19 protein-coding genes are annotated in these 18,231 nt (G+C 35.1%); 3 read left to right on the top strand and 16 right to left on the bottom strand.

Translation table 11 applies throughout. From position 1 onward, the window contains the following. Nucleotides 1–5: 5 nt before the first annotated feature. The 7 genes from GXP67_RS01035 to GXP67_RS01065 all read right to left on the bottom strand — a co-directional run bounded on the left by GXP67_RS01035 (nucleotide 6) and on the right by GXP67_RS01065 (nucleotide 6,020). Nucleotides 6–1,022, bottom strand: coding sequence for a hypothetical protein (locus GXP67_RS01035; protein WP_162441444.1), 1,017 nt, complete (start codon nucleotides 1,020–1,022; stop codon nucleotides 6–8). After that, the gene (yhhC, locus tag GXP67_RS01040; RefSeq protein WP_162441445.1) at nucleotides 1,003–2,205 is read right to left on the bottom strand and encodes a cyclophane-containing peptide 2OG-Fe(II) oxygenase YhhC; all 1,203 of its coding nucleotides are present in this window, start codon (nucleotides 2,203–2,205) and stop codon (nucleotides 1,003–1,005) included. Before yhhC ends, GXP67_RS01035 begins: the two co-directional genes overlap by 20 nt. Nucleotides 2,206–2,304: 99 nt before the next feature. Continuing rightward, complete coding sequence (locus tag GXP67_RS01045) at nucleotides 2,305–3,369, bottom strand: radical SAM protein (RefSeq protein ID WP_162441446.1); 1,065 nt, start codon at nucleotides 3,367–3,369, stop codon at nucleotides 2,305–2,307. A 380-nt stretch (nucleotides 3,370–3,749) separates the two neighbouring features. Then, nucleotides 3,750–4,001 carry a hypothetical protein gene (locus GXP67_RS01050; protein WP_162441447.1) on the bottom strand — a complete coding sequence of 84 codons (252 nt, stop codon included), beginning with the start codon at nucleotides 3,999–4,001 and terminating at the stop codon, nucleotides 3,750–3,752. Nucleotides 4,002–4,180: 179 nt separating this feature from the next. Continuing rightward, entirely contained in the window at nucleotides 4,181–4,501 is a 321-nt protein-coding gene (locus GXP67_RS01055; RefSeq protein WP_162441448.1) for a hypothetical protein, read from the bottom strand. A 352-nt stretch (nucleotides 4,502–4,853) separates the two neighbouring features. Continuing rightward, a complete protein-coding gene (locus GXP67_RS01060; RefSeq protein ID WP_162441449.1) occupies nucleotides 4,854–5,372 on the bottom strand; it encodes a hypothetical protein in 519 nt (172 codons plus the stop codon). 327 nt (nucleotides 5,373–5,699) lie between these two features. Next, nucleotides 5,700–6,020 (bottom strand): hypothetical protein, encoded by a 321-nt coding sequence (locus GXP67_RS01065; protein WP_162441450.1) that lies wholly within the window; start codon nucleotides 6,018–6,020, stop codon nucleotides 5,700–5,702. A gap of 345 nt (nucleotides 6,021–6,365) precedes the next feature. Here GXP67_RS01065 and GXP67_RS01070 point away from each other — a divergent pair, with 345 nt between their 5' ends. Next, a complete protein-coding gene (locus GXP67_RS01070; protein WP_162441451.1) occupies nucleotides 6,366–8,477 on the top strand; it encodes a type IV secretory system conjugative DNA transfer family protein in 2,112 nt (703 codons plus the stop codon). 118 nt (nucleotides 8,478–8,595) lie between these two features. On the opposite strand, the gene GXP67_RS01075 is transcribed toward GXP67_RS01070, so the two are convergent. Continuing rightward, on the bottom strand, nucleotides 8,596–8,865 hold the full coding sequence (locus tag GXP67_RS01075) for a hypothetical protein (RefSeq protein WP_162441452.1): 270 nt from the start codon (nucleotides 8,863–8,865) through the stop codon (nucleotides 8,596–8,598). A gap of 186 nt (nucleotides 8,866–9,051) precedes the next feature. Between GXP67_RS01075 and GXP67_RS01080 the strand changes: the two genes are divergently transcribed. Both GXP67_RS01080 and GXP67_RS01085 read left to right on the top strand, forming a co-directional pair. Continuing rightward, nucleotides 9,052–9,909, top strand: coding sequence for a hypothetical protein (locus GXP67_RS01080; RefSeq protein ID WP_162441453.1), 858 nt, complete (start codon nucleotides 9,052–9,054; stop codon nucleotides 9,907–9,909). 99 nt (nucleotides 9,910–10,008) lie between these two features. Continuing rightward, the gene (locus GXP67_RS01085) at nucleotides 10,009–11,970 is read left to right on the top strand and encodes a toprim domain-containing protein (RefSeq protein WP_162441454.1); all 1,962 of its coding nucleotides are present in this window, start codon (nucleotides 10,009–10,011) and stop codon (nucleotides 11,968–11,970) included. Between the two features lie 26 nt (nucleotides 11,971–11,996). Here the strand turns inward: GXP67_RS01085 and GXP67_RS01090 are convergent, their stop codons facing one another. The 8 genes from GXP67_RS01090 to GXP67_RS01125 all read right to left on the bottom strand — a co-directional run bounded on the left by GXP67_RS01090 (nucleotide 11,997) and on the right by GXP67_RS01125 (nucleotide 17,843). After that, nucleotides 11,997–12,344 carry a hypothetical protein gene (locus GXP67_RS01090; protein ID WP_162441455.1) on the bottom strand — a complete coding sequence of 116 codons (348 nt, stop codon included), beginning with the start codon at nucleotides 12,342–12,344 and terminating at the stop codon, nucleotides 11,997–11,999. Between the two features lie 221 nt (nucleotides 12,345–12,565). Continuing rightward, nucleotides 12,566–13,810: a hypothetical protein gene (locus tag GXP67_RS01095; protein WP_162441456.1), complete on the bottom strand. Its 1,245-nt coding sequence runs from the start codon at nucleotides 13,808–13,810 to the stop codon at nucleotides 12,566–12,568. Between the two features lie 111 nt (nucleotides 13,811–13,921). Then, nucleotides 13,922–14,272, bottom strand: a complete 351-nt coding sequence (locus tag GXP67_RS01100; RefSeq protein ID WP_162441457.1) for a DUF6876 family protein — start codon at nucleotides 14,270–14,272, stop codon at nucleotides 13,922–13,924. Nucleotides 14,273–14,370: 98 nt separating this feature from the next. Beyond that, a complete protein-coding gene (locus tag GXP67_RS01105; RefSeq protein WP_162441458.1) occupies nucleotides 14,371–15,900 on the bottom strand; it encodes a ParB/RepB/Spo0J family partition protein in 1,530 nt (509 codons plus the stop codon). Continuing rightward, nucleotides 15,900–16,535 carry a PD-(D/E)XK nuclease-like domain-containing protein gene (locus tag GXP67_RS01110; protein WP_162441459.1) on the bottom strand — a complete coding sequence of 212 codons (636 nt, stop codon included), beginning with the start codon at nucleotides 16,533–16,535 and terminating at the stop codon, nucleotides 15,900–15,902. The genes GXP67_RS01105 and GXP67_RS01110 overlap by 1 nt, the downstream gene beginning before the upstream one ends. Nucleotides 16,536–16,642: 107 nt before the next feature. Further along, nucleotides 16,643–17,299, bottom strand: coding sequence for a hypothetical protein (locus GXP67_RS01115; RefSeq protein ID WP_162441460.1), 657 nt, complete (start codon nucleotides 17,297–17,299; stop codon nucleotides 16,643–16,645). Between the two features lie 76 nt (nucleotides 17,300–17,375). Then, nucleotides 17,376–17,570, bottom strand: a complete 195-nt coding sequence (locus GXP67_RS01120; RefSeq protein WP_162441461.1) for a hypothetical protein — start codon at nucleotides 17,568–17,570, stop codon at nucleotides 17,376–17,378. Between the two features lie 6 nt (nucleotides 17,571–17,576). Then, a complete protein-coding gene (locus GXP67_RS01125; protein WP_162441462.1) occupies nucleotides 17,577–17,843 on the bottom strand; it encodes a hypothetical protein in 267 nt (88 codons plus the stop codon). Between the last annotated feature and the right edge of the window lie 388 nt (nucleotides 17,844–18,231).

Here is an 18,231-nt window from a genome sequence, read left to right on the forward strand (position 1 = left end):
TATAATTAAAGAAAATCATTAGAATTAGCAATATCTGAAATTAATAGGTTTATTTTTTTATAAGTGAATTCCCAATACTTACTGGGGAAGAAATCCGGTGATAATGCTATTGTAAAGCAAATAATTTTTCGTTTGCCTTTAATTTGGCGTAATTTTTTAAAAACTCGATTTAGCTTCTTTTCTAATTCTTGAAAAGTTAATTCACTTTTATAAAATTTATTATCCCATTTATTTTTATTATAGAAATAATCGCAATCGATATCCACAATTAGTAAATCTGTATCTATAATATCTTTAATTTCATCAATAGTTACCTTACTATATAAAAAATCATATAAGTTCGATTCTGAATCACTGATATCTAATCTATTAAAAGTTAATTCCTGAAATTGACATTGTTTAAGAAATAATCGTTTTTTTTTCGCAATCAAGCTATGATTAATGTCTTCTCTAATATGTATTAAATGGCAATCTTTAAATTGGGCAATAAAAGGTAAAATAAACGATCCTATACCAATATTACCATATGCGATTGCATCAAAAACATCTTCGATATATAACAAATTATAATTACGATTAGCAATAGGGTCTCTGACTTCATGATAATTTGAGGAATAATAATCCAAAAAAGGACTACCTAAGTCATCATGATCATCAAAGTGTAGAATTGTAATTTTCTTTAAATATTCACAATTAATATTTAACCAAGGTAAAAGTGCCCAAGTATGATCTACTGTATGGAATACCAAAGTTTTCTTAAAAAAGCTAGATTTAAAAGTATTATGGGGCATTAATGATTTTTTATCGAAGATTTTTGGTATTGTGTTATAGACATTATCATCAAAATATTTAATATGCCTATATTCAGGAATCAATAAAATTTTAATATTTGTTTCACTTAGTTCAATAACAATTGCAATTTTGTCTTTGTATAGAGATTCAACAGAGGATACTAATTTATTTACATTAGTAGATGGAGTTATTTCCAAACAAATAGTATGATCATATTTTGTAACTTTCATATGTTTTATTAAGCAATCTCAAATATTCTTCTTTAATTTTATCTTGATTGTTATTGCTCAATAAATTCTTAAAACTTAGATAAAATGAAAGGTCATCTTTGATCTCATCAAACGAACTTCCAATACTTATATATTGCTCTAAGGAGTTTGCGCAATCAAGAAGAAACAAATTTCTAAGATCATCTAATGTTATAAAATCTTCTTGTCCATTCCTCAACAATACATTTTGCTCACTTCCATTTTTAAAGATGACATATAAATGTTTTCTCTCAATCAAACAATATAAATATGATATTCTTTCTGCTTCTGAACCAATAAGTTCTATAATTTTTTCTCTACGATTAAGTGGAAAATTTAAAGCCTCAAAACAGGATGTCCCATAAATACTGTGAAACAATCCGGCTAAAACAAGATCAGTATTTGTATCAATTTTTTGTAATATATTTGCCGTGCCTACTAAATGAGTATAAATATCTCTGGATGAATGATTTGTTTTTTTTGCACCGCTTTCTATTAGAAAAAGATAAATTTTTTCACTTGAAATTTTCTTGTTACATGAAATTAAATCGAATAGTTCAACTTCAATATTTGAATATCTACTATCCCAAAAACTAAGATTAATCGTATATCTGACATTTTGGTTGATTCTTGTTACTGCATGGTATGAATCTTTTGAAGTAGCAAATCCAAAATAAGAGTTGTTTAATGGCCTCAAAATTTTGTGGATATCTTTTTTGTTCTTTGAATTAAATAAAACTAAATGTCCTCCAAACTCATCTCTATATCCTTCATTAAAGTAAATAACAACTCTGTGAGTTTCATGAGAAGGTTGAATAGAGTCATCATTATGGATACCAATTTCTTGGGTACTTATATATTTGCGACAGCTTATCACAAAAAAATCATTAAATGTGCATCCAAATATAAGTGATAAATCAACTTTGATTTTATCAACCCATTCAAAGTTTATTAAATCCTTTAATGAAAAAAGTTGATCATTAAGTTTTATAACTGCTTCGTATTGATCAAAAAAGTATTCTGAGTGAAGTCGCCAAACAGCATCATTCTGCAACCATTTTAAAATTCTTTTACATTCTTTATTTGAAAAAAGATTGGATCCTATAAAATACTGAAATGGAATAGAATAAAACATCCCATTGTTAAATAGATGATTATTGCCCATCTTTAGAAGAATAATATAATGAAGGCTTTATTTTTTGAGAGATATAAGTAAAAATTTCTTTAAAATCGTTGCAATAGACACTTGGATTATTCAACCTATTTAGATTAGACCATCTTGATGAAATATGCCCCCCCCGCATGCATCATGAAATTCACAATTTTTACATGTTGAATGTAAGTTTAATGAAGCATTTCTTATTTCTAGCCATAAAGGATGACTTGATAAGTCCTGAATATCATCTCTTGAAACATTTAAACCTGTGTTTGTTGAAGCATTACCTGCAATTCTAAACACATCCAAAGGTTCAATGGAACCATCTGTTAATATTGTAATAGTGCTAACAGGTCTATATCCTATAGATTCTGATGTACTACGATAACCCATTATACCTTTTACAATTGTTTCAATAAACCTGATTCTTAAATTAACTGATGAAAACTCTGATAGCCAAATATCAAAGAGTGACTTATAAAAAGTAGAAATTTTCTCGGGATTGTCTTCATGTGTTGCATCCGGAACTAAGATATCAAAACTACTTACTTTAAGTTCATTTACATAGAAATTTCTAAACACAACTGGATCAGTATCTGGTTTACAAACACCCAAAACCCCTGTCTGAATATTATGTTTTCTTAATAAAAAAAATGATTCTATGACTTGTTTACTAGTGCCTTTATCTTTGAAATCAAGTCTCCTTGAATCGTGTACTGAAGGTGGACCATCAATACTAACAGTTACTCTGATATTAAACTGATTAAAAATTGAGCACCATTCATCGTCTATTAAGATTCCATTGGTAGTAATACTTAAAAATAGTTTGCAGTGATTTTCTTGAGTGACTTCATTGAGTTTTTTACATAATTTAATGAATCTCTTCTTTCCAAAAAGTAAGGGTTCACCTCCATGTAATAATATGCTAAAGTCCCTTAGTTTATATTTTTTTAAATGCCTTCCTAACGCAGCCAATAGATTTGTTTCAGCTTCTTCACTTAATATTTTGCTTTTAGTAAGGACCGTTTCATCTCGAAACCAGTAACAATAGCTACAATTAATATTACATGTACTAGCTAATTTTAGTAAAATATAATTAAATGGCCTGATCAATGACATAACTTGATTTAAGAACGTGTTTGTAAAAGGCAAAACAGAAAAAGCAGGTGCCAATTGTCAACTTGAAGATCACCTTATCTTCTATAGATCAGTTCAGTTAGCTCCATTTATTATCTAGGCGAGCGGTAATAATTCCAATATAATATGAAAATAAATAGTCACAAACTACAGTTAGCTGTAGATGCGTTGTGTCAGTTAAGTGCCTTCTAAGTATACGCAGTTCACCAATCCGACTCGGCGACTGTCATGTTCAGCTTATACTGATGCCTATCTTGAAATGTTTGGAAAAGCGCTTTTTGATACTACTCAGTTGAGTGTAGTTATATAATTAATAGATACACATGTAGTGGTATCCTAGATTTCTACCTACAAGAAATTGCTATAGCTTTGCGCCCATCATACACTATAAGATGTTGAGACCTTTGGTTAGACGACTAGGTTGTACGATCAAAAGTTCCACGATCATAATGATCTCCATCTCTATCATAAGTCCTGTCAAAACCGCCATCTCTATCATAATCTGATTTATATTTTTCTACAATATCAGATTCGCGTATTGTTGTAATAAAATCTTCCAAGCTTGGAATTTTTGAATGTAGAACATTTTCAAATTTTTCTCCAGCCCTGGCCTCTGAATTATTCTCAAAAGCAACTTGCTTTAACATTTTATTTTTTCTTGAGCTCATAGAAGTATTTACATTAATTTATGGTAAATAACTAATTATGGTAAATAACTAAATTAATGTAAATATTCAAATCTTTCTTTAAAAATTTATTATTAACTTCTTGACTAATTGTAAGCTGCCAAGTTTTTCAGACAGAAGCTAAGAAGAAAAACTTACTCAGTTAAGTTACTAGTTCGCTTTCATTCTCCTACTGAGGATATTTCTATTTTGTTTGCAAGCTCTGCACCGTTGCCTAAAATCGTGAGAATCGGTTCTTTCTCACGATTTAAATTCTTATTATCATAAATAGCTGCCCACTTGATACCAAATTGTGAATGTTCTATGTACCAATAGATTCTATTGCGCCAGTATACAAATCCTTTCACTGGCTCCTTCTGTCCCAGGAATTTGGAGTAAAAGTCCTGCTTTCTAGTTTTAGATTGGGCCGCATCTGAAAAAAAATAAATAACTATTTTGTACTTGGAGCCTTTCAGGTCTTTTGGGGGCAAATTTTTTTTCATAGGTTTATTAAGGATGGTTAAAGGATATTTTCTAGCCTTTTAATATGCATATCTGTGGCAAATACGTAGCTACAGCAAAGCTCTACCTACAGTCACTAGTGTAGAAGTCAATTTATGCGGCCGCACACAGTACATCTCTTTCTTTTAGATTATTATTTTTAGTGTTCAAACTGCAGGTAAATTATTTTCCTGATTTTTTTCCCTTTGATTTTTATTGAGTGTTATTTATTCAATTGTTACTATCATAGAAAAGTTATCCACATAATCCACATCTCTATCATTTTAAACTTTCGTTTAAAACTCTCTTAAAAGAAAGTGTCGGTAACTTTTACTGAGGACAAAAAGAAAGATATTAGGGAATATGCCCTCCTGCTTTATAAATGGCCATATTTGCAAGACTCATAGGGGGTGCCATAAACTTTATGTTCTTTCCTCTATTCACAGGGTTATTCACAGAGGGCGGAGAGGTAAATTCTGAAAATTTTATAATGTCCCTACATAGCTCAATTTCTATACAAGGGGTAAGGGTTTTACCATCGAAACTATGGGCAGTTAGTTTCTTTTTTACCAAGCCTGCCTGCATCAGGCGTAAGAGGTGATTATAGGCAGTTTTCACACAGCAGCCGGCCAACTTAGATAGATTGCCCATGGTGATATAGAGCTTTGCTTTGGAAGCACTATGATGCCTGAATTTGGAGACATAATCTTCCAGTATTTTGTTGATAGTTGTTATCTGAGATGTCGTGACAGTTTCACCATAGCTTTTGCCTTTATTATAGGTTTTGATTTTAAGAAAGGCTGCTTTTTGTGATTGCCACAGGTCAATTTTCCTTATTTTTGTTTGTAGGGGACTTGATTGTTTATTTGCCATTTATTTAAAAATTTATTGTGGTTTAACGAAAAATATTGATTTTGAATAAAATTGTAGAAAACTCATTTTTCTCTTGAATATGTATTATCAAACAGTTACATTTGTCTATATCAAAATGGCTTGTAAACGGCTGTTTTTTTCATATCCAATTAGACAAAAGGCTACCCTTTGGATATAAAAAATCCAATATGATCTAAGAATCACATCTTCGAATCTTAGGTTTAGTCATTTACAAACAATGTTGCCACATTGCTTTTGATATCTTGCAAAAATCAAATGCCAGTGATTGGGGAATTGCTGGCATTTTTTATTGTTTGTACTTTTAATTTATGCCTCTAAACCCGCAGCGCTTTCTTTCGCCTGTAGTATCAAGCGGTTTCGGCGCGTTTTAAATTTTTCATCTTCTAATCGTTGTTCTTCTGCTTCTTTCATCCATCGTTCAAGCTCGGTATAAGGAATCAAGAGTACCCTCCCCTCCTTTCTGTGAGCTAATTGCATCTTTAAACATTTTTGAATAATGACATGTGCCTCAAGCCCTGTTCTTTTAGCAAATTCGATATGGGTAAGTAAACTTGCTTTCTGGGCCTTTAAGGTCTCTTCCTGCAACTCGATAAGTTGATTCAGTTTTGCTTCTAGCTGGTCTGACATAGTAAAAATTTTTTAAGGGTATAAATGATTTAGATTATAGCACTACTCTTAAAGAGAAAATTAATAGCGAATCTTAAAAGTAGTCGTAAAACAACTACTTTTTTGTCAAAAAATCCAACCTTTATCAGAGAAAAATTTCCACACACTCATAAGACATCTTTAACTTACTACATACCAATTGATTACTTATCAAGTCGAAGATTATACATTTATTTTATGGTTTTTAAATAATAGACTTCCATTGGCATGGGTGGCTTTCAAACAAAATCAGCAAACAAAACTTTGAAAACTATTAAAAAGTAGTTTATATTCGACTACTTATATTTTCCTCTAAATTTATATACTATGCTTAGCAATCAGGAAAGAGAATCTTTAACCCTTCAGCAATATTGGTATATCCTTGCGTCTGTGTTAGTTGCTTTATTACATTATTTCCTATTGATTTTCACTCATATAGCTCATTTCATTCCTTTTGAGGTATTTGAGCCTCTAAAAAACACCTATCTTTTTCTCATTCAAAAAGTATCCTGGCTGATTAACCCATGGTATATCGCAGTAATAATACTAATAGGAACCACCTTCTATGGACTAGGCACCAGAGGTGTTAAGAGTACGAGCATCACTGCAGGGCAAGTAAGAAATACCTTGATCGTAGGATTACTTCTTATGACTTTCACCGCTTGTTCACTTTGGTTTGTCCCTTCACTGTTAAAAAATCCAGTTTTAGTTATAAGCTATATCATAATACATTTTATTGGGCAAATCATACTAGCCAAAGGTGCTACACATTATAGCCGGATTTTTAGCCATAATCTGCAAAATGATTTGTTCAATGAAGACAATGAAAGTTTCCCTCAGGAAGAGCGGTTATTAGAAACCCAAAACTCGGTAAACATACCCACACAGTACCAGCTGAAAGGAAAACTGCGGAATGGATGGCTCAATATTGTAAATCCATTCAGGGGTGTAATGGTATTGGGTATTCCGGGCTCAGGAAAAACTTTTTCAGTTTTAGTTCCTGCTATTGAGCAATGTATAGCAAAGGGTTATACAGCAATGGTGTATGACATTAAATTTCCGGATTTATCTAAAGTTGCTTTGCAAGCCTTGCTTCAAAACAAAGGGCAGTACCATGTTTCGCCAAAGTTTTATGTTATCAACTTTGATGATGTGGAACGCAGCCACCGGTGTAATCCTTTGCTGCCAGAACTGATGACCGACATCATTGATGCTTATGAATCCGCTCAAACGATTATGTTTAATCTCAACCGTACCTGGATACAGAAACAGGGTGATTTCTTTGTGGATTCAGCAATCAATTTTGTTACGGCTGTGATCTGGGTATTGAAGAGGATTGATGAAAGGCAGAAGCTTGAATATGAGCAAGCCATTGGGATGTGGAATTCAACTAACGGAACTGCCAAACCTCTACCCCCTCCTACTGTTTGCACGTTCCCACATGTGATTGAATTTGCCAACAGAGAATACGATAAAATTTTTCCAGTTCTGCTCAACTATCCTGAAATTGAGAATTATGCCCGTATGTTTGCAGATGCTTTCCGCAATGGGGCTATGGAGCAATTAGAAGGACAGATTGCTTCTGCCCGAAACGGAATGGCTCGCCTGGTCTCCCCTACTCTGTATTGGGTCATGTCAGGCAATGATTTCACATTAGATATCAATGATCCGGAGCATCCTAAAATTGTTTGTATTGGCAATAATCCGCAACGGCAAGGAATTTACGGTGCTGCCTTATCTTTATACAATGCCAGGTTGATTACCCTAATCAATAAGAAAAATAAGCTAAAGAGTGCTTTATTTATTGATGAATTACCTACACTTTATTTTAAAGGCTTAGATCAGCTGATTGCCACAGCCAGATCGAATAAAGTGGCTACTTTTTTAGGAATTCAGGATTTTAGCCAGCTGGAAAGGGATTACGGCACAAAAGAAGCCAAAGTAATTGAGGGGATTATTGGAAACTTGTTTGCAGGTCAGGTGACCGGACCAAGCGCAGAGGGCTTAAGCAAACGCTTTGGTAAAACCAATCAGATGAAAGAATCCATTACTCAAAGTAAGAATGACACTACCATTAACCGAAGCACCCAATTACAGGAAGTAATCCCGGCAAGCAAAATCTCAGCCTTAAGCCAGGGTTGGATGGTTGGATCTGTAGCCGATGATATGGGTGCAGAAATTAAAACAAAAATGTTCCACGCTAAACTTCTGGTACAACCTAGTGATAAACCACTTCCAGAAATGCCTATCATTTATGATTTTGAGAAACTAAAAAAAAATATACCTACTGAAGAAAAGACCTCCATTGAAGCTTTCAAAACGCAACTAATCTTCAATAATCTTGAAAAAATTAAGCGTGAAGTAGATCTGCTACTCACTAAGGAAATGGAGCGATTACCTGACCATTTACGGCAAGGATTTCAAAAAACAACTACTTAGTTTTTTCTTATAACTGAATTTTGATTGTATCTATCATTACATAATGAAATTAAAGGAAGAAATAGCAAAAGCCATCCACAAAACGAATACCGGTATTTGTGAAATGAATCTATTCCTACTAGCAGTCGCAGGTAAAATCTTCAATATCATAGCCAGGAGCCGGAATGCCATCTATGTTTACTACCTGGTCCAGGCGTATTTCCTCGCCGGTAACAAGTCGCATAAAAGGTACTCCCTTTAATTCAGATATTTCCTTAATGATGGAAGTAGTAGATAGGAGTTCATGGAGAGGGCTAAAATAGAGAATGCCCACATACTTTTTTCGCTCTATGAGTGCGTCAATCTGCTGCCTAAATTCACTTGTAATGGGTTGATAAGGTGTTTCCATAGGATGTCCTTTTTGTAAAAAATGAAAGATCATAAGCATTATTTACTTTAATAAAAGAACATCCTTTGATTGATAAAAGTTACCTACTCATTTTCTCTTTCTAATACTGCCTGCTTACAAAATAATATTGAACAAAATTTACTTGCAAATGTAGTCGTAATTCGACTACATTTATAAAAAAAAGCTATGGAAGAAAACATGCATTCACTTTTACCCGATGAATCAGATGATGTAAATCACAATTCAGGGCAGCATCAAGAGGAAATTCATTTTTTAAATGAGGATACCAGCCAGAATTTTTTAGAAGATGAACATAGTCTGTATAGCACGCCACCTGCAGAAAATGCCCATTTTTTAGAGATGTACAAGAAAATAGTAGGGATTGAACTACTTGCGGAAGATGAAGAAATAAAGCAATTAATCAGACAATTTGAGGCTGAAAGTTTACTGAATCTTCAGCAGCTAGATATTTCTATATCAGAACTTGTATACAACGGTACATTGCTTTCCCTTTCTTCACTCATACCAGCTAAAGTTGGGATTCAGCTGACGGGACTAGTACAGCCTTTAGTTTTGCTGATTCAACCAGGGTTGACAGATGCTCATGTTATTCATCTAACACCTACACCTTATGCAAAGTGCCTCTCTCCTATTCCACTTACGCTTACACAACAAGACGCCATAAAAGGGACCGCTCCCTTTTTCATGTTCAAACGTGTAGTTGATGGAGTGCAATCACAGACATTTGAGTATAAAAGGAATGAGCTATGGGATACGTTGACCTTATCAGTTTCTATTCAAAAGAAGCTTTTTAAAGAACTGATGGAGGTGATAAAGTACAAACCCCTAGAGGCAGAAAAATGGGTACAGAATCAATACTGGACAACGGAACGGTCTGAGAAAGCAGTAAAGATTATTGATTGTATTTTTCCTGTACAACTTGGCCTCTTCACCGGCTTACACTTGCTGTTCTATCCGTTTGAATGCCTCCATCGGTTTCCTCATCTGCAGGCAACAGTACAATCCAGACTGTTTGAACAATAACAACCATTCCTGACTGCAGGCATCTATTCAGAATTCATAGCTCTACATAGATCAGATAGATCTACTTCATACACATTATCCACCTTCAACCAGATTTTTATGTATACAATCGATTGGAAAGAAGCGGCCCATAATATGGACCCCTATAAAGTATTGAATGAGTTAGGTTTCCGTCATAATCCTAAAAAAGGACTATTGCAAAGTGCCAGAAGCCAGACATTTGAAAGGGAAGAAGAGAGAATAACGGTATATCCCAATCCTGGCTCTAAAGCTATTTTCATTAACCACCGTACTGATAAAAAAGGCGATGTGATTGAGCTGCTGAAATGGCAATACAACAATGATGCACGGGAAGTTAGTAAGTTTATTCACAATCACTTTAACAGAATGCCACCTGCATCTTTAGCAGGTGATGCAAAGAAGAATAGTGAGATAAAAGATACCAAGCCGGATGACAAAACTATTGCTGAGATACAATCTAAGGAGTTAAAGGAAAAGTATGGGCTTCAAAATGCATTAAACCAACCCCAATATCTTCAATCCCGTGGATTGACCTTAGGCACCATCTTTCGTCCTGAATTCTTTAAACAGGCACTCAACTCTCTCGGCTGGAATGCTAAAGAAGAGAAAACAGTTGACGTAAACAACACGGTTTTCCCAATGCGGAATGACTTTGGCATTACCTCCATGATTATCCGCAATGGTAGTTTTAAAGGATTTCCGGCCGGAGAGCGAAGAGATGCCATCTGGCTTTCAAACCCTCCGCTCACTTTAAACCAGGATGTAACCATAGGGTTAGAAGAAAAGAAGATCATATTGCCTAAAGGAACAGAAGGCACCCTGGTAGCTAACCCCGAAAAGCCCGGACGTTATCAGTTTTACTTTCTGGACCCGGAAAAAAAAGACAAAGAACTTCCATACAATAAAGTGGAAGTGTGGGGAAAAGCACTCACCTGGCTGACATCTGCATTAGACCCATTGAAAGTAAATAGAATGGTGCTAACAGAAAGTCCCATTGATGCCATGTCTTTCCACCAGCTCTCCCCTCCTAAGTCTGGTGAAACCAGGATGTACGTAAGCACCGGTGGCCAGCCTTCTGATAAACAAACAGCTTATATCAATGAACTTGTTGGGCGGATCAGGCCAGACCAGGTGGTACTGGCTAATGACAATGAAAAGAATGGTGTTCGATTTAATATGAATTTGATGGGATCTATAGGGCATCCAGCTATTCCCGCACAAAACCTTTTTATGGCCCGACTGGTGGAAGTAGCACCCAAAAAGGAAGATAATACCATTGCTTCATCAACCGAGCAGAAACGTAACTTGGGAGAATATCACCTTAAAATTTTTGGAGCCAAAGAACCGAAACGAATGGAAGAAGTAGCCACTAAAATTATGGAATCCATTAATCAGTCTGTGCCAAAAGGACAAGAGCCACCGGCACGTATTACTGCCTCTAATAGCGCTCCGGGAACTGGCTCAGAAATTACGGTTGCTTTTCCGAAAAATGATCTTCTCTTGGCAGCGGCTCAGAAGGAACTAGCAGAAATAATTAACGCAGGAGCACCAGCCGAAGTTATGAAAGTAATAAAGCCTGTTAACAAAGATTTCAATGAGGATTTACAAGCGGAAAAACTGGAGGGCAAGAAAATAAAGCATGATCTGGGTGAGGTTCCAGTCTATATGAAAACAGGGGCCAAAAATCTTTTGCAACAGCTTTCGGCTTACTCTAACAATGCCTTTGATGCACTTTTTGGCGGTATCCCCGGAAGTTTGCCCAGAATGATAGATCCACCAAATGAGAAAAAAGCTAAACCAGAACCGGATAGTAAAAAGGAATCTGCGCCAGAAGAATCAAAAAAGAAGGAGAATAATGCTAAGGATTTCTCAGCTACTCCGCAGACAAGTATGCATAAATCAACTAGTAGCACTAACCTAACTCATTCCCACAAGACAAATCATAAAGGGGATAATTCGCTTGCTGAAAAAGAGGCACCTGCACATAATGTATCGAAACAGCTGCCTCATAAACCAGGAATTCGCATGAAAATGCGATAGCGTGAGCAGGAGATAATCAGGAAAAACTACCCTTTCTGATTATCTTCCTCTTTTAGTTTAATTTGATTTAGAATGGCCTCCAGAACCTGGGCAGGAGTAACTGTAGCTGGTTTGTTAGAAAGATGAGCTAAGCGGACAAGTACATCTGCCATGGCCTTAATTTCCTCAACTGAAAAGTTTTGTGGTTCCTGCATTCTTCTGTACCAGGTAACTTTCGGAATATTGCATAACTCCCGGAATTGGGTAATAGATAATTTAGTATCGCCCTGCAAAGCTTCTTTTATAAGAAAATCTAAAGTGAGAAGGGGCACCGGTTGAAATTTATCTTTCGTAGCCTGTTTATTTATAGGTTGCTGTTTAATATCACCTTTCATTACGTTTTTAGATACTTCTGACGAATAGCTTTCTTTACCATATTTGCTGTTGACTTCATTTGCTTGGCAAAGATTAAATAAGAATAGAAATTCTTAATTTAAAAGCTTAAATATTAATTATCTTTCTTTATTGCGGGTGATTTGTAATGTTTAGCACTGTTCTAATGACATTGGAGGCCGCCTATTTGGCAATTAGGATAGCAAGTTCATTATTCGACAATTTATCTAATTTTAATATAATAAAAAACAGAAATATTTTTAGGTCTAGTTTCGTCCCCACCAACTTCTTCAGTCCAACCAGTATTATGATCAACCCAAGTATTTGCATATGCAAAACCTTTTACTTGTTGTTCAGTTTCCAGATATCCAAATTTTTGAAATTTCTTGTTAGTTCCAGATTCTAATCTTGCACCATTATCGTGTTTATGCTTTTTAAATGACTCATTTTGGAATTCCCCTGCTAATTTGGTTTCATAGTTTAGTTGTTGTGGCTTTATTATGCCAGCTCCTAAATTATTAGAATACATGATATTAGTGCCTCTAAGAAATACACCCCTCAAATCAGGTGTATTTGATGCCCCTGATTCAGCATAAATGCAATCTGTTGGAATTGTTCTGCCATCGCAAGGTAGCCATGAAGTTTTAGTCAAATCTGGATCAATTTTATTTACTCTGCAAAATGTATTAAAATCAAGGATTGTAGCCACTATTGTACCAACGGGAACTAAATTGTCTTTATTCTTTTGGCTTTTTATGACAATCGGATCAATTGTCACTCCGTCAGTAAAGTTTAAGGTTAAAATTGCGTCCTTCTCTTTATTTGTTTTTTTAAAGCATTGAATCTTGCTTTGCCCATTTTTTATACTCATTCCCTTTTTAAAGATGTTACCGTCGATTGGCTCACAATTGGTATATCTTATATCTTCTTCGAGTGTCAAAAACTCTTTTCCCGCAGTATTATTAAATACAACTTTGAAATAAAATATGTCATCTGGGTTACCATCAATTGTTAATAACACTCCGTTACGGTTTCTTCGATCCTCAATGCAGGCTTTGATACATGTTGTATATGCAGTTAATTGGTTTGTACTAAACTTATTAGTGATTATCAATTCAAGTTGTTTGTCAGAAAAATAGCCTTCATTTTTTACTTCTCTTTCTATCTGACGATAGAAATTATTGTCTTGGCTACTTTGTGCATCAGAAGAGAAACCAATTGGAATGGCATCAATAACAAAATCCATACCCCATTCAGATTTGCTTTCTTTTTTTATCTTTCTTCGTTCTACTTCCTTTGCTGAAAAATACCTATAAAACCAATTTTTAACCTCGCGAGAATTATAAGTTACTGAATTGTCTTTTAAATCTTTATTTAATGGATCTGAACAATCGCAATCTCCAAATTGTGCAAGCGCGACTTTTATAGAGAAAACCATAGATACGAGAAGTAATATTTCTTTTTTCATTTTTGATTTTATAGTTTAGTCGAACATATGTAGAAACCCAAATTTTATAAAACAATATAAAAATTAAATGTCTACATAGAAAGCATATTTTAATTTTTAACAATTTAATACTCAGAACTTAACAGACACACTATCAACCATGTAAAATCCAATAATAATGAATGGAAAATCAGAGTAAGAAATTGTTTGCTTAGCCAGAATCTTTCTATCCCCAACATCACAAGTAATCATCCACCCTTCTTGAAGTTGTTTCTTAAGTTCCCAGTGTTGAAAAGCTTCATTTCTAATGTGAGTATGCATCTGATAAGAAAGGACAATATCAAAAAGCCAGTACGCTTGGGCCTCCTCTGCTACATATTTGCAGCCATCGGTTAGCAATATTTTTAGTGCGCCTATCCCATGTGTATAATAATTCTCAGTACCGGTAAAATACTGTAAGTTAAGTTCTTTAGGTTCTTTCATGTGTTTAGATTTTAATGTGAAAATTGTTTGAGCAGCGTTACCAATTAAAAAGGCTTCCTCTACAGAAAGCCTTTTTAAATAATAGACTAGAATCCTTGTTAGGCTACTTTGGGTGATAGTTGCCCATTAATTGGATTTTGCCCTTTGGAAGTATCTTTACAGTCTATCTTATTGGCTGCCTGTATTTTTATTTCTTCCATATTAACTCCTATCAGTTCTGCCATTTTTATTGACTGGGTGCTGTATTCATTACTAGCCATTTGCTGAATGAATAAATCAATAAACAGTTCTAACTTACGTTCTACCGGGGTTTCACTGATATTAGCCGCTATCTGCTTTGTCCTGTTTTCGTAGTCATTCCGGTCAATAGGTACCTGCCAGCTATAGCAATTAATAAAATGAGACAGAAATTCTTTACTTTGCCCATTCCCAAGCCTGTCAGCTATCAGGTAATCCATTACTTTAGCATATACCTCTTTTCCCAATTCTCCTTTCCTATTTGCAAAAAGATCAATCACAGCAGTGGCAGCCAGTTTTTTGGTTAGTTTTTCGATTTTATTTCTGCGGATGGCTTCTTTGCGTTTGGCTTTTTCCTCTACAGGATCTACACTTTTAGTATAGCTTTTTCTTAACCGGATAGGTACAATTTTTCCCAGGTACTCCCCTTCTACTATGATACCTTTCTCACAATCTAAACCCATTTCTTTTTTATTTTCTACCATTTCAAACTCCCAACTCCTGAGTACGTTGGGCACATCAGTATACCGTGTAGCAATCTGGTGGAATGGAATTTTTTCCTCTTTCAGTTTCCGGAGTTGGTTATTCAGGTGCCGTTTATTTTTCTCTGCAAAACAATTCGCATCCAGGCAGTAATCCTCTTTATCTAATTCAGCAAACAGCAACTTATTGCAGCCTGTACGTTTTGGGCAATCAGTACAAGCTCCAGCCTGTGGATACAAATCTTTATCCTCCTTTTTAAAATGAGTAGAATGCAGGTTCAAAAAGAAATTCTTCCGGATCACATCATCAATAGAGTTTGCCGAATAGCTGCGGATAATTTTCCCATCCTGCTCTACGTTTTTTCTGGGAAATGTATTTTCCAGCTTTGTCTGATTCTCTTTTCCAAGCCTTGCAATCAGCAGGGTAGCAGAAAGGTTAATTCCTCCATCAAAAAAGAGTTTCTGCCAATAGTCATTTAATTGAGTTAAACTTAAACGCTGGGAGACAAACTTTTCAGATTTACCTACTTTTTGCGCTATGGCTTTTGGCGTGTGTAACCTTTTCAGCATATCCAGATAAACCGTTGCTTCACTTAACGGGTGCACATCCTGCCTGTGCAGATTTTCTATGAGCCGGATTTCTTCTGCTTCTTCATCTGTGAGGTTTTGTACCCGTACAGGTACTTCTTTTAATCCTGCCATATTGGAAGCTCTTAACCTTCTTTCCCCTGCAATCAGTTCATATTTATCTTTTTCTACAGGATGAGGCCTGACAGTTAGCGCCTGAATAACACCATGCATTTTGATGGAGGCAGACAGTTCCTCAAGTGGTTCCTGCTCAAAGGTGGTTCGGTAATTTTTTGAGACTAGAATTGATTCTATGCTTACATTAATTGTTAGATTTTTCATTAGGCAGAATGTTTATAGTAGTTGTTGGCAGAAAGATTATAATGGGCTACATATTTCTTCAGGAGGGCTTTATACTTCTTACGTCCATATTCCAAAAATCCAAAAGCCTTGTTTGCTTCAAAATAAAACAGGTCATACGGCTTTACCTTTTGAACGCCTATAAAAATGAATCTTTGTGCATCAATGGAATCCGTATAAAAAGCTGCCTGTCGGTCGTAATCGTACCCTGTTAAGGAACCCACAAACGTAGCATAGTCTCTGGCATAGGTAGTTTTAAAATCTAGAATGGTTTTACTATGGCTGTGTGTGTCTTCAAATTTTACATCCAGCTTTGCTTTACATTTGGCTTGTGTGGTGGGGTCAGTAAATAAAACCAACCCCTCTTTTGCTCCATTGGCCAGATATCTTCTGCAAAAAGTGTCTTGCTTTACTTTTTCTACTAGCCGGTTAATTAGTGTATGGTTTACACCAGTATAGGTTTCTATAGGTAGATGAGGCTCCAGAAGTAGCGCATGAAACACTCTACCAAAATTTGTTGCTTTTTCAGGTCTTTTATACTTCTCCCCAAGAATAATTTCTGATTTGAAACGGGATAAATCAGAATTGGATATGCGGTTGATTTCAAAATAATCCATATTTTTACTGTTAGATTTTAATGTGAGTTAATTCATTGAATTAGCTTGCGGATTATAAAAATAGGGCAGCTCGAACTACCCTATTTTTATTTTACAGCATTTTGTACTTATACCTCTTCCCTATTTTCTTTTTCTCCGGTTATCTCTTCCGGCAAAACATGAAGCGGATTAAAGAAAAGATGCGATACTTTTATTTCTGCCGTATCTGTTAAGGTTTCTTGCCGGTATATGGGGAAATCTGATGCAAAACTTTGCAATTCTTCTACCCTTTGTTTATCTGCTACCTGATAGGTGAATTGAGCAATATAATACACTCCTTTGGGGCTGATTTTGGTGTTTTCCTTCTTTTCTGCTGTGGCTGTAATCACTACATCTGCCAGGGTGAGGTCATCATAGAAAAGAGGTTCAATCAACTTATATAGGTTGTCCACTGTAAAACCATGAAAAAGCAGCGCGGATACACAATTATTATCGTCAATAAAAAATAATTCTGCCCATCTTTTTTTACCCATCTGTAAAATATCATCTTCAAAAATGCGCCAGGCTATGGGTTGAAAAGTAAAACTGCTGCCTAATTTTTGTATACCATTGATGTTAAACTTCCCTTCTTTTGCATCAAAACGGTACTGCTTCGGTCTGCCAGGAAGATATTTATACTTATTGAAAACTTCACCCGTTGTTGTGTCCAGTTCCTGATAGGACTTCATACCTTCTGTAGAAATAATTGATTCTGATACATTGTTTTTAAATTCTTTCGTTTTCATGGATTGTTAGATTTTAATGTGAGATATTGATTTTAGTCAAGTCGCGAGGGAAAAAATCCCTCGCATCAGGCAGGTATTACATAGTAATTTCTTGTTGCTCCTGTAAATAGATTTCTCCATCCTTGCACCCATTGCATTCATCCATCCAAACCAAGCCACAAGGGCAGGTTTGTTTTTCTTCTTCTATGGTTGCTTTTGCAGATATTCTTTGCTGATACTGACTTTCCAGAAAGTCGTATTGCTCGTTGAGTAGTTGCAGATAAAAATCCATAGATGATTATCTGGTATATGCCCGAACCATGTCAAGGAGGCTATTTTTTAATAATTCTTTTTCTTTATAGACTTTTTCAAGTTCTATCTCCATAAAGCGGTAAGCCACAGAGAACTTTTCTTCTTCGGTTTGAATATATTTTACATCCTCCAGTAATTTTACCTTACCCCAGATAGCTGAAATTTTAGTATCAACATCACCTGCTTTATTGTTTCTACCCTGATGTAGCGGAGAGATAGTATTTCCAACTGTTAATTGATCAAACTTTTCCATACTTGTAGATTTTAATGTGAGCATTAACTGATTTTACTTGCTTTGACTATTTCTCCTACCTTCAGTTACTTGCCTTGTGTATCCTATCATTTCAGATTACACTTTTCACTAATTAAACAGTTGATTCAAGTGCCAGAGCTTTCAATTTTTGGGAGCTATGATTATTTTATCCTGCCATATAGTCTATGGCAGTCGGCCTGTTGAGTAGCTTAGAAGTAGCTTTCAGATGGGCTCAACAAACAATTTCAGCATGTCAAAGAACAAATTGCCACGTTTGGCAGGGAGGGTTAATGATTATGTTTCTTATTTAATTATACATAAATATAACACTTTTGTTCCATTTTCGGAACAAATTAAGTAACTTATTTGATAAAATTTAGAGATTTAT

Source organism: Rhodocytophaga rosea (assembly GCF_010119975.1).
GTDB lineage: Bacteria > Bacteroidota > Bacteroidia > Cytophagales > 172606-1 > Rhodocytophaga > Rhodocytophaga rosea.

Excerpts from the sequence above, each read along its gene's own strand:
- GXP67_RS01035 (WP_162441444.1), bottom strand. The coding sequence starts at position 1,022 with ATGAAAGTTACAAAATATGATCATACTATTTGTTTGGAAATAACTCCA.
- yhhC (WP_162441445.1), bottom strand. The coding sequence starts at position 2,205 with ATGGGCAATAATCATCTATTTAACAATGGGATGTTTTATTCTATTCCA.
- GXP67_RS01050 (WP_162441447.1), bottom strand. The coding sequence starts at position 4,001 with ATGAGCTCAAGAAAAAATAAAATGTTAAAGCAAGTTGCTTTTGAGAAT.
- GXP67_RS01055 (WP_162441448.1), bottom strand. The coding sequence starts at position 4,501 with ATGAAAAAAAATTTGCCCCCAAAAGACCTGAAAGGCTCCAAGTACAAA.
- GXP67_RS01060 (WP_162441449.1), bottom strand. The coding sequence starts at position 5,372 with ATGGCAAATAAACAATCAAGTCCCCTACAAACAAAAATAAGGAAAATT.
- GXP67_RS01065 (WP_162441450.1), bottom strand. The coding sequence starts at position 6,020 with ATGTCAGACCAGCTAGAAGCAAAACTGAATCAACTTATCGAGTTGCAG.
- GXP67_RS01070 (WP_162441451.1), top strand. The coding sequence starts at position 6,366 with ATGCTTAGCAATCAGGAAAGAGAATCTTTAACCCTTCAGCAATATTGG.
- GXP67_RS01075 (WP_162441452.1), bottom strand. The coding sequence starts at position 8,865 with ATGGAAACACCTTATCAACCCATTACAAGTGAATTTAGGCAGCAGATT.
- GXP67_RS01080 (WP_162441453.1), top strand. The coding sequence starts at position 9,052 with ATGGAAGAAAACATGCATTCACTTTTACCCGATGAATCAGATGATGTA.
- GXP67_RS01085 (WP_162441454.1), top strand. The coding sequence starts at position 10,009 with ATGTATACAATCGATTGGAAAGAAGCGGCCCATAATATGGACCCCTAT.
- GXP67_RS01090 (WP_162441455.1), bottom strand. The coding sequence starts at position 12,344 with ATGAAAGGTGATATTAAACAGCAACCTATAAATAAACAGGCTACGAAA.
- GXP67_RS01095 (WP_162441456.1), bottom strand. The coding sequence starts at position 13,810 with ATGAAAAAAGAAATATTACTTCTCGTATCTATGGTTTTCTCTATAAAA.
- GXP67_RS01100 (WP_162441457.1), bottom strand. The coding sequence starts at position 14,272 with ATGAAAGAACCTAAAGAACTTAACTTACAGTATTTTACCGGTACTGAG.
- GXP67_RS01105 (WP_162441458.1), bottom strand. The coding sequence starts at position 15,900 with ATGAAAAATCTAACAATTAATGTAAGCATAGAATCAATTCTAGTCTCA.
- GXP67_RS01110 (WP_162441459.1), bottom strand. The coding sequence starts at position 16,535 with ATGGATTATTTTGAAATCAACCGCATATCCAATTCTGATTTATCCCGT.
- GXP67_RS01115 (WP_162441460.1), bottom strand. The coding sequence starts at position 17,299 with ATGAAAACGAAAGAATTTAAAAACAATGTATCAGAATCAATTATTTCT.
- GXP67_RS01120 (WP_162441461.1), bottom strand. The coding sequence starts at position 17,570 with ATGGATTTTTATCTGCAACTACTCAACGAGCAATACGACTTTCTGGAA.
- GXP67_RS01125 (WP_162441462.1), bottom strand. The coding sequence starts at position 17,843 with ATGGAAAAGTTTGATCAATTAACAGTTGGAAATACTATCTCTCCGCTA.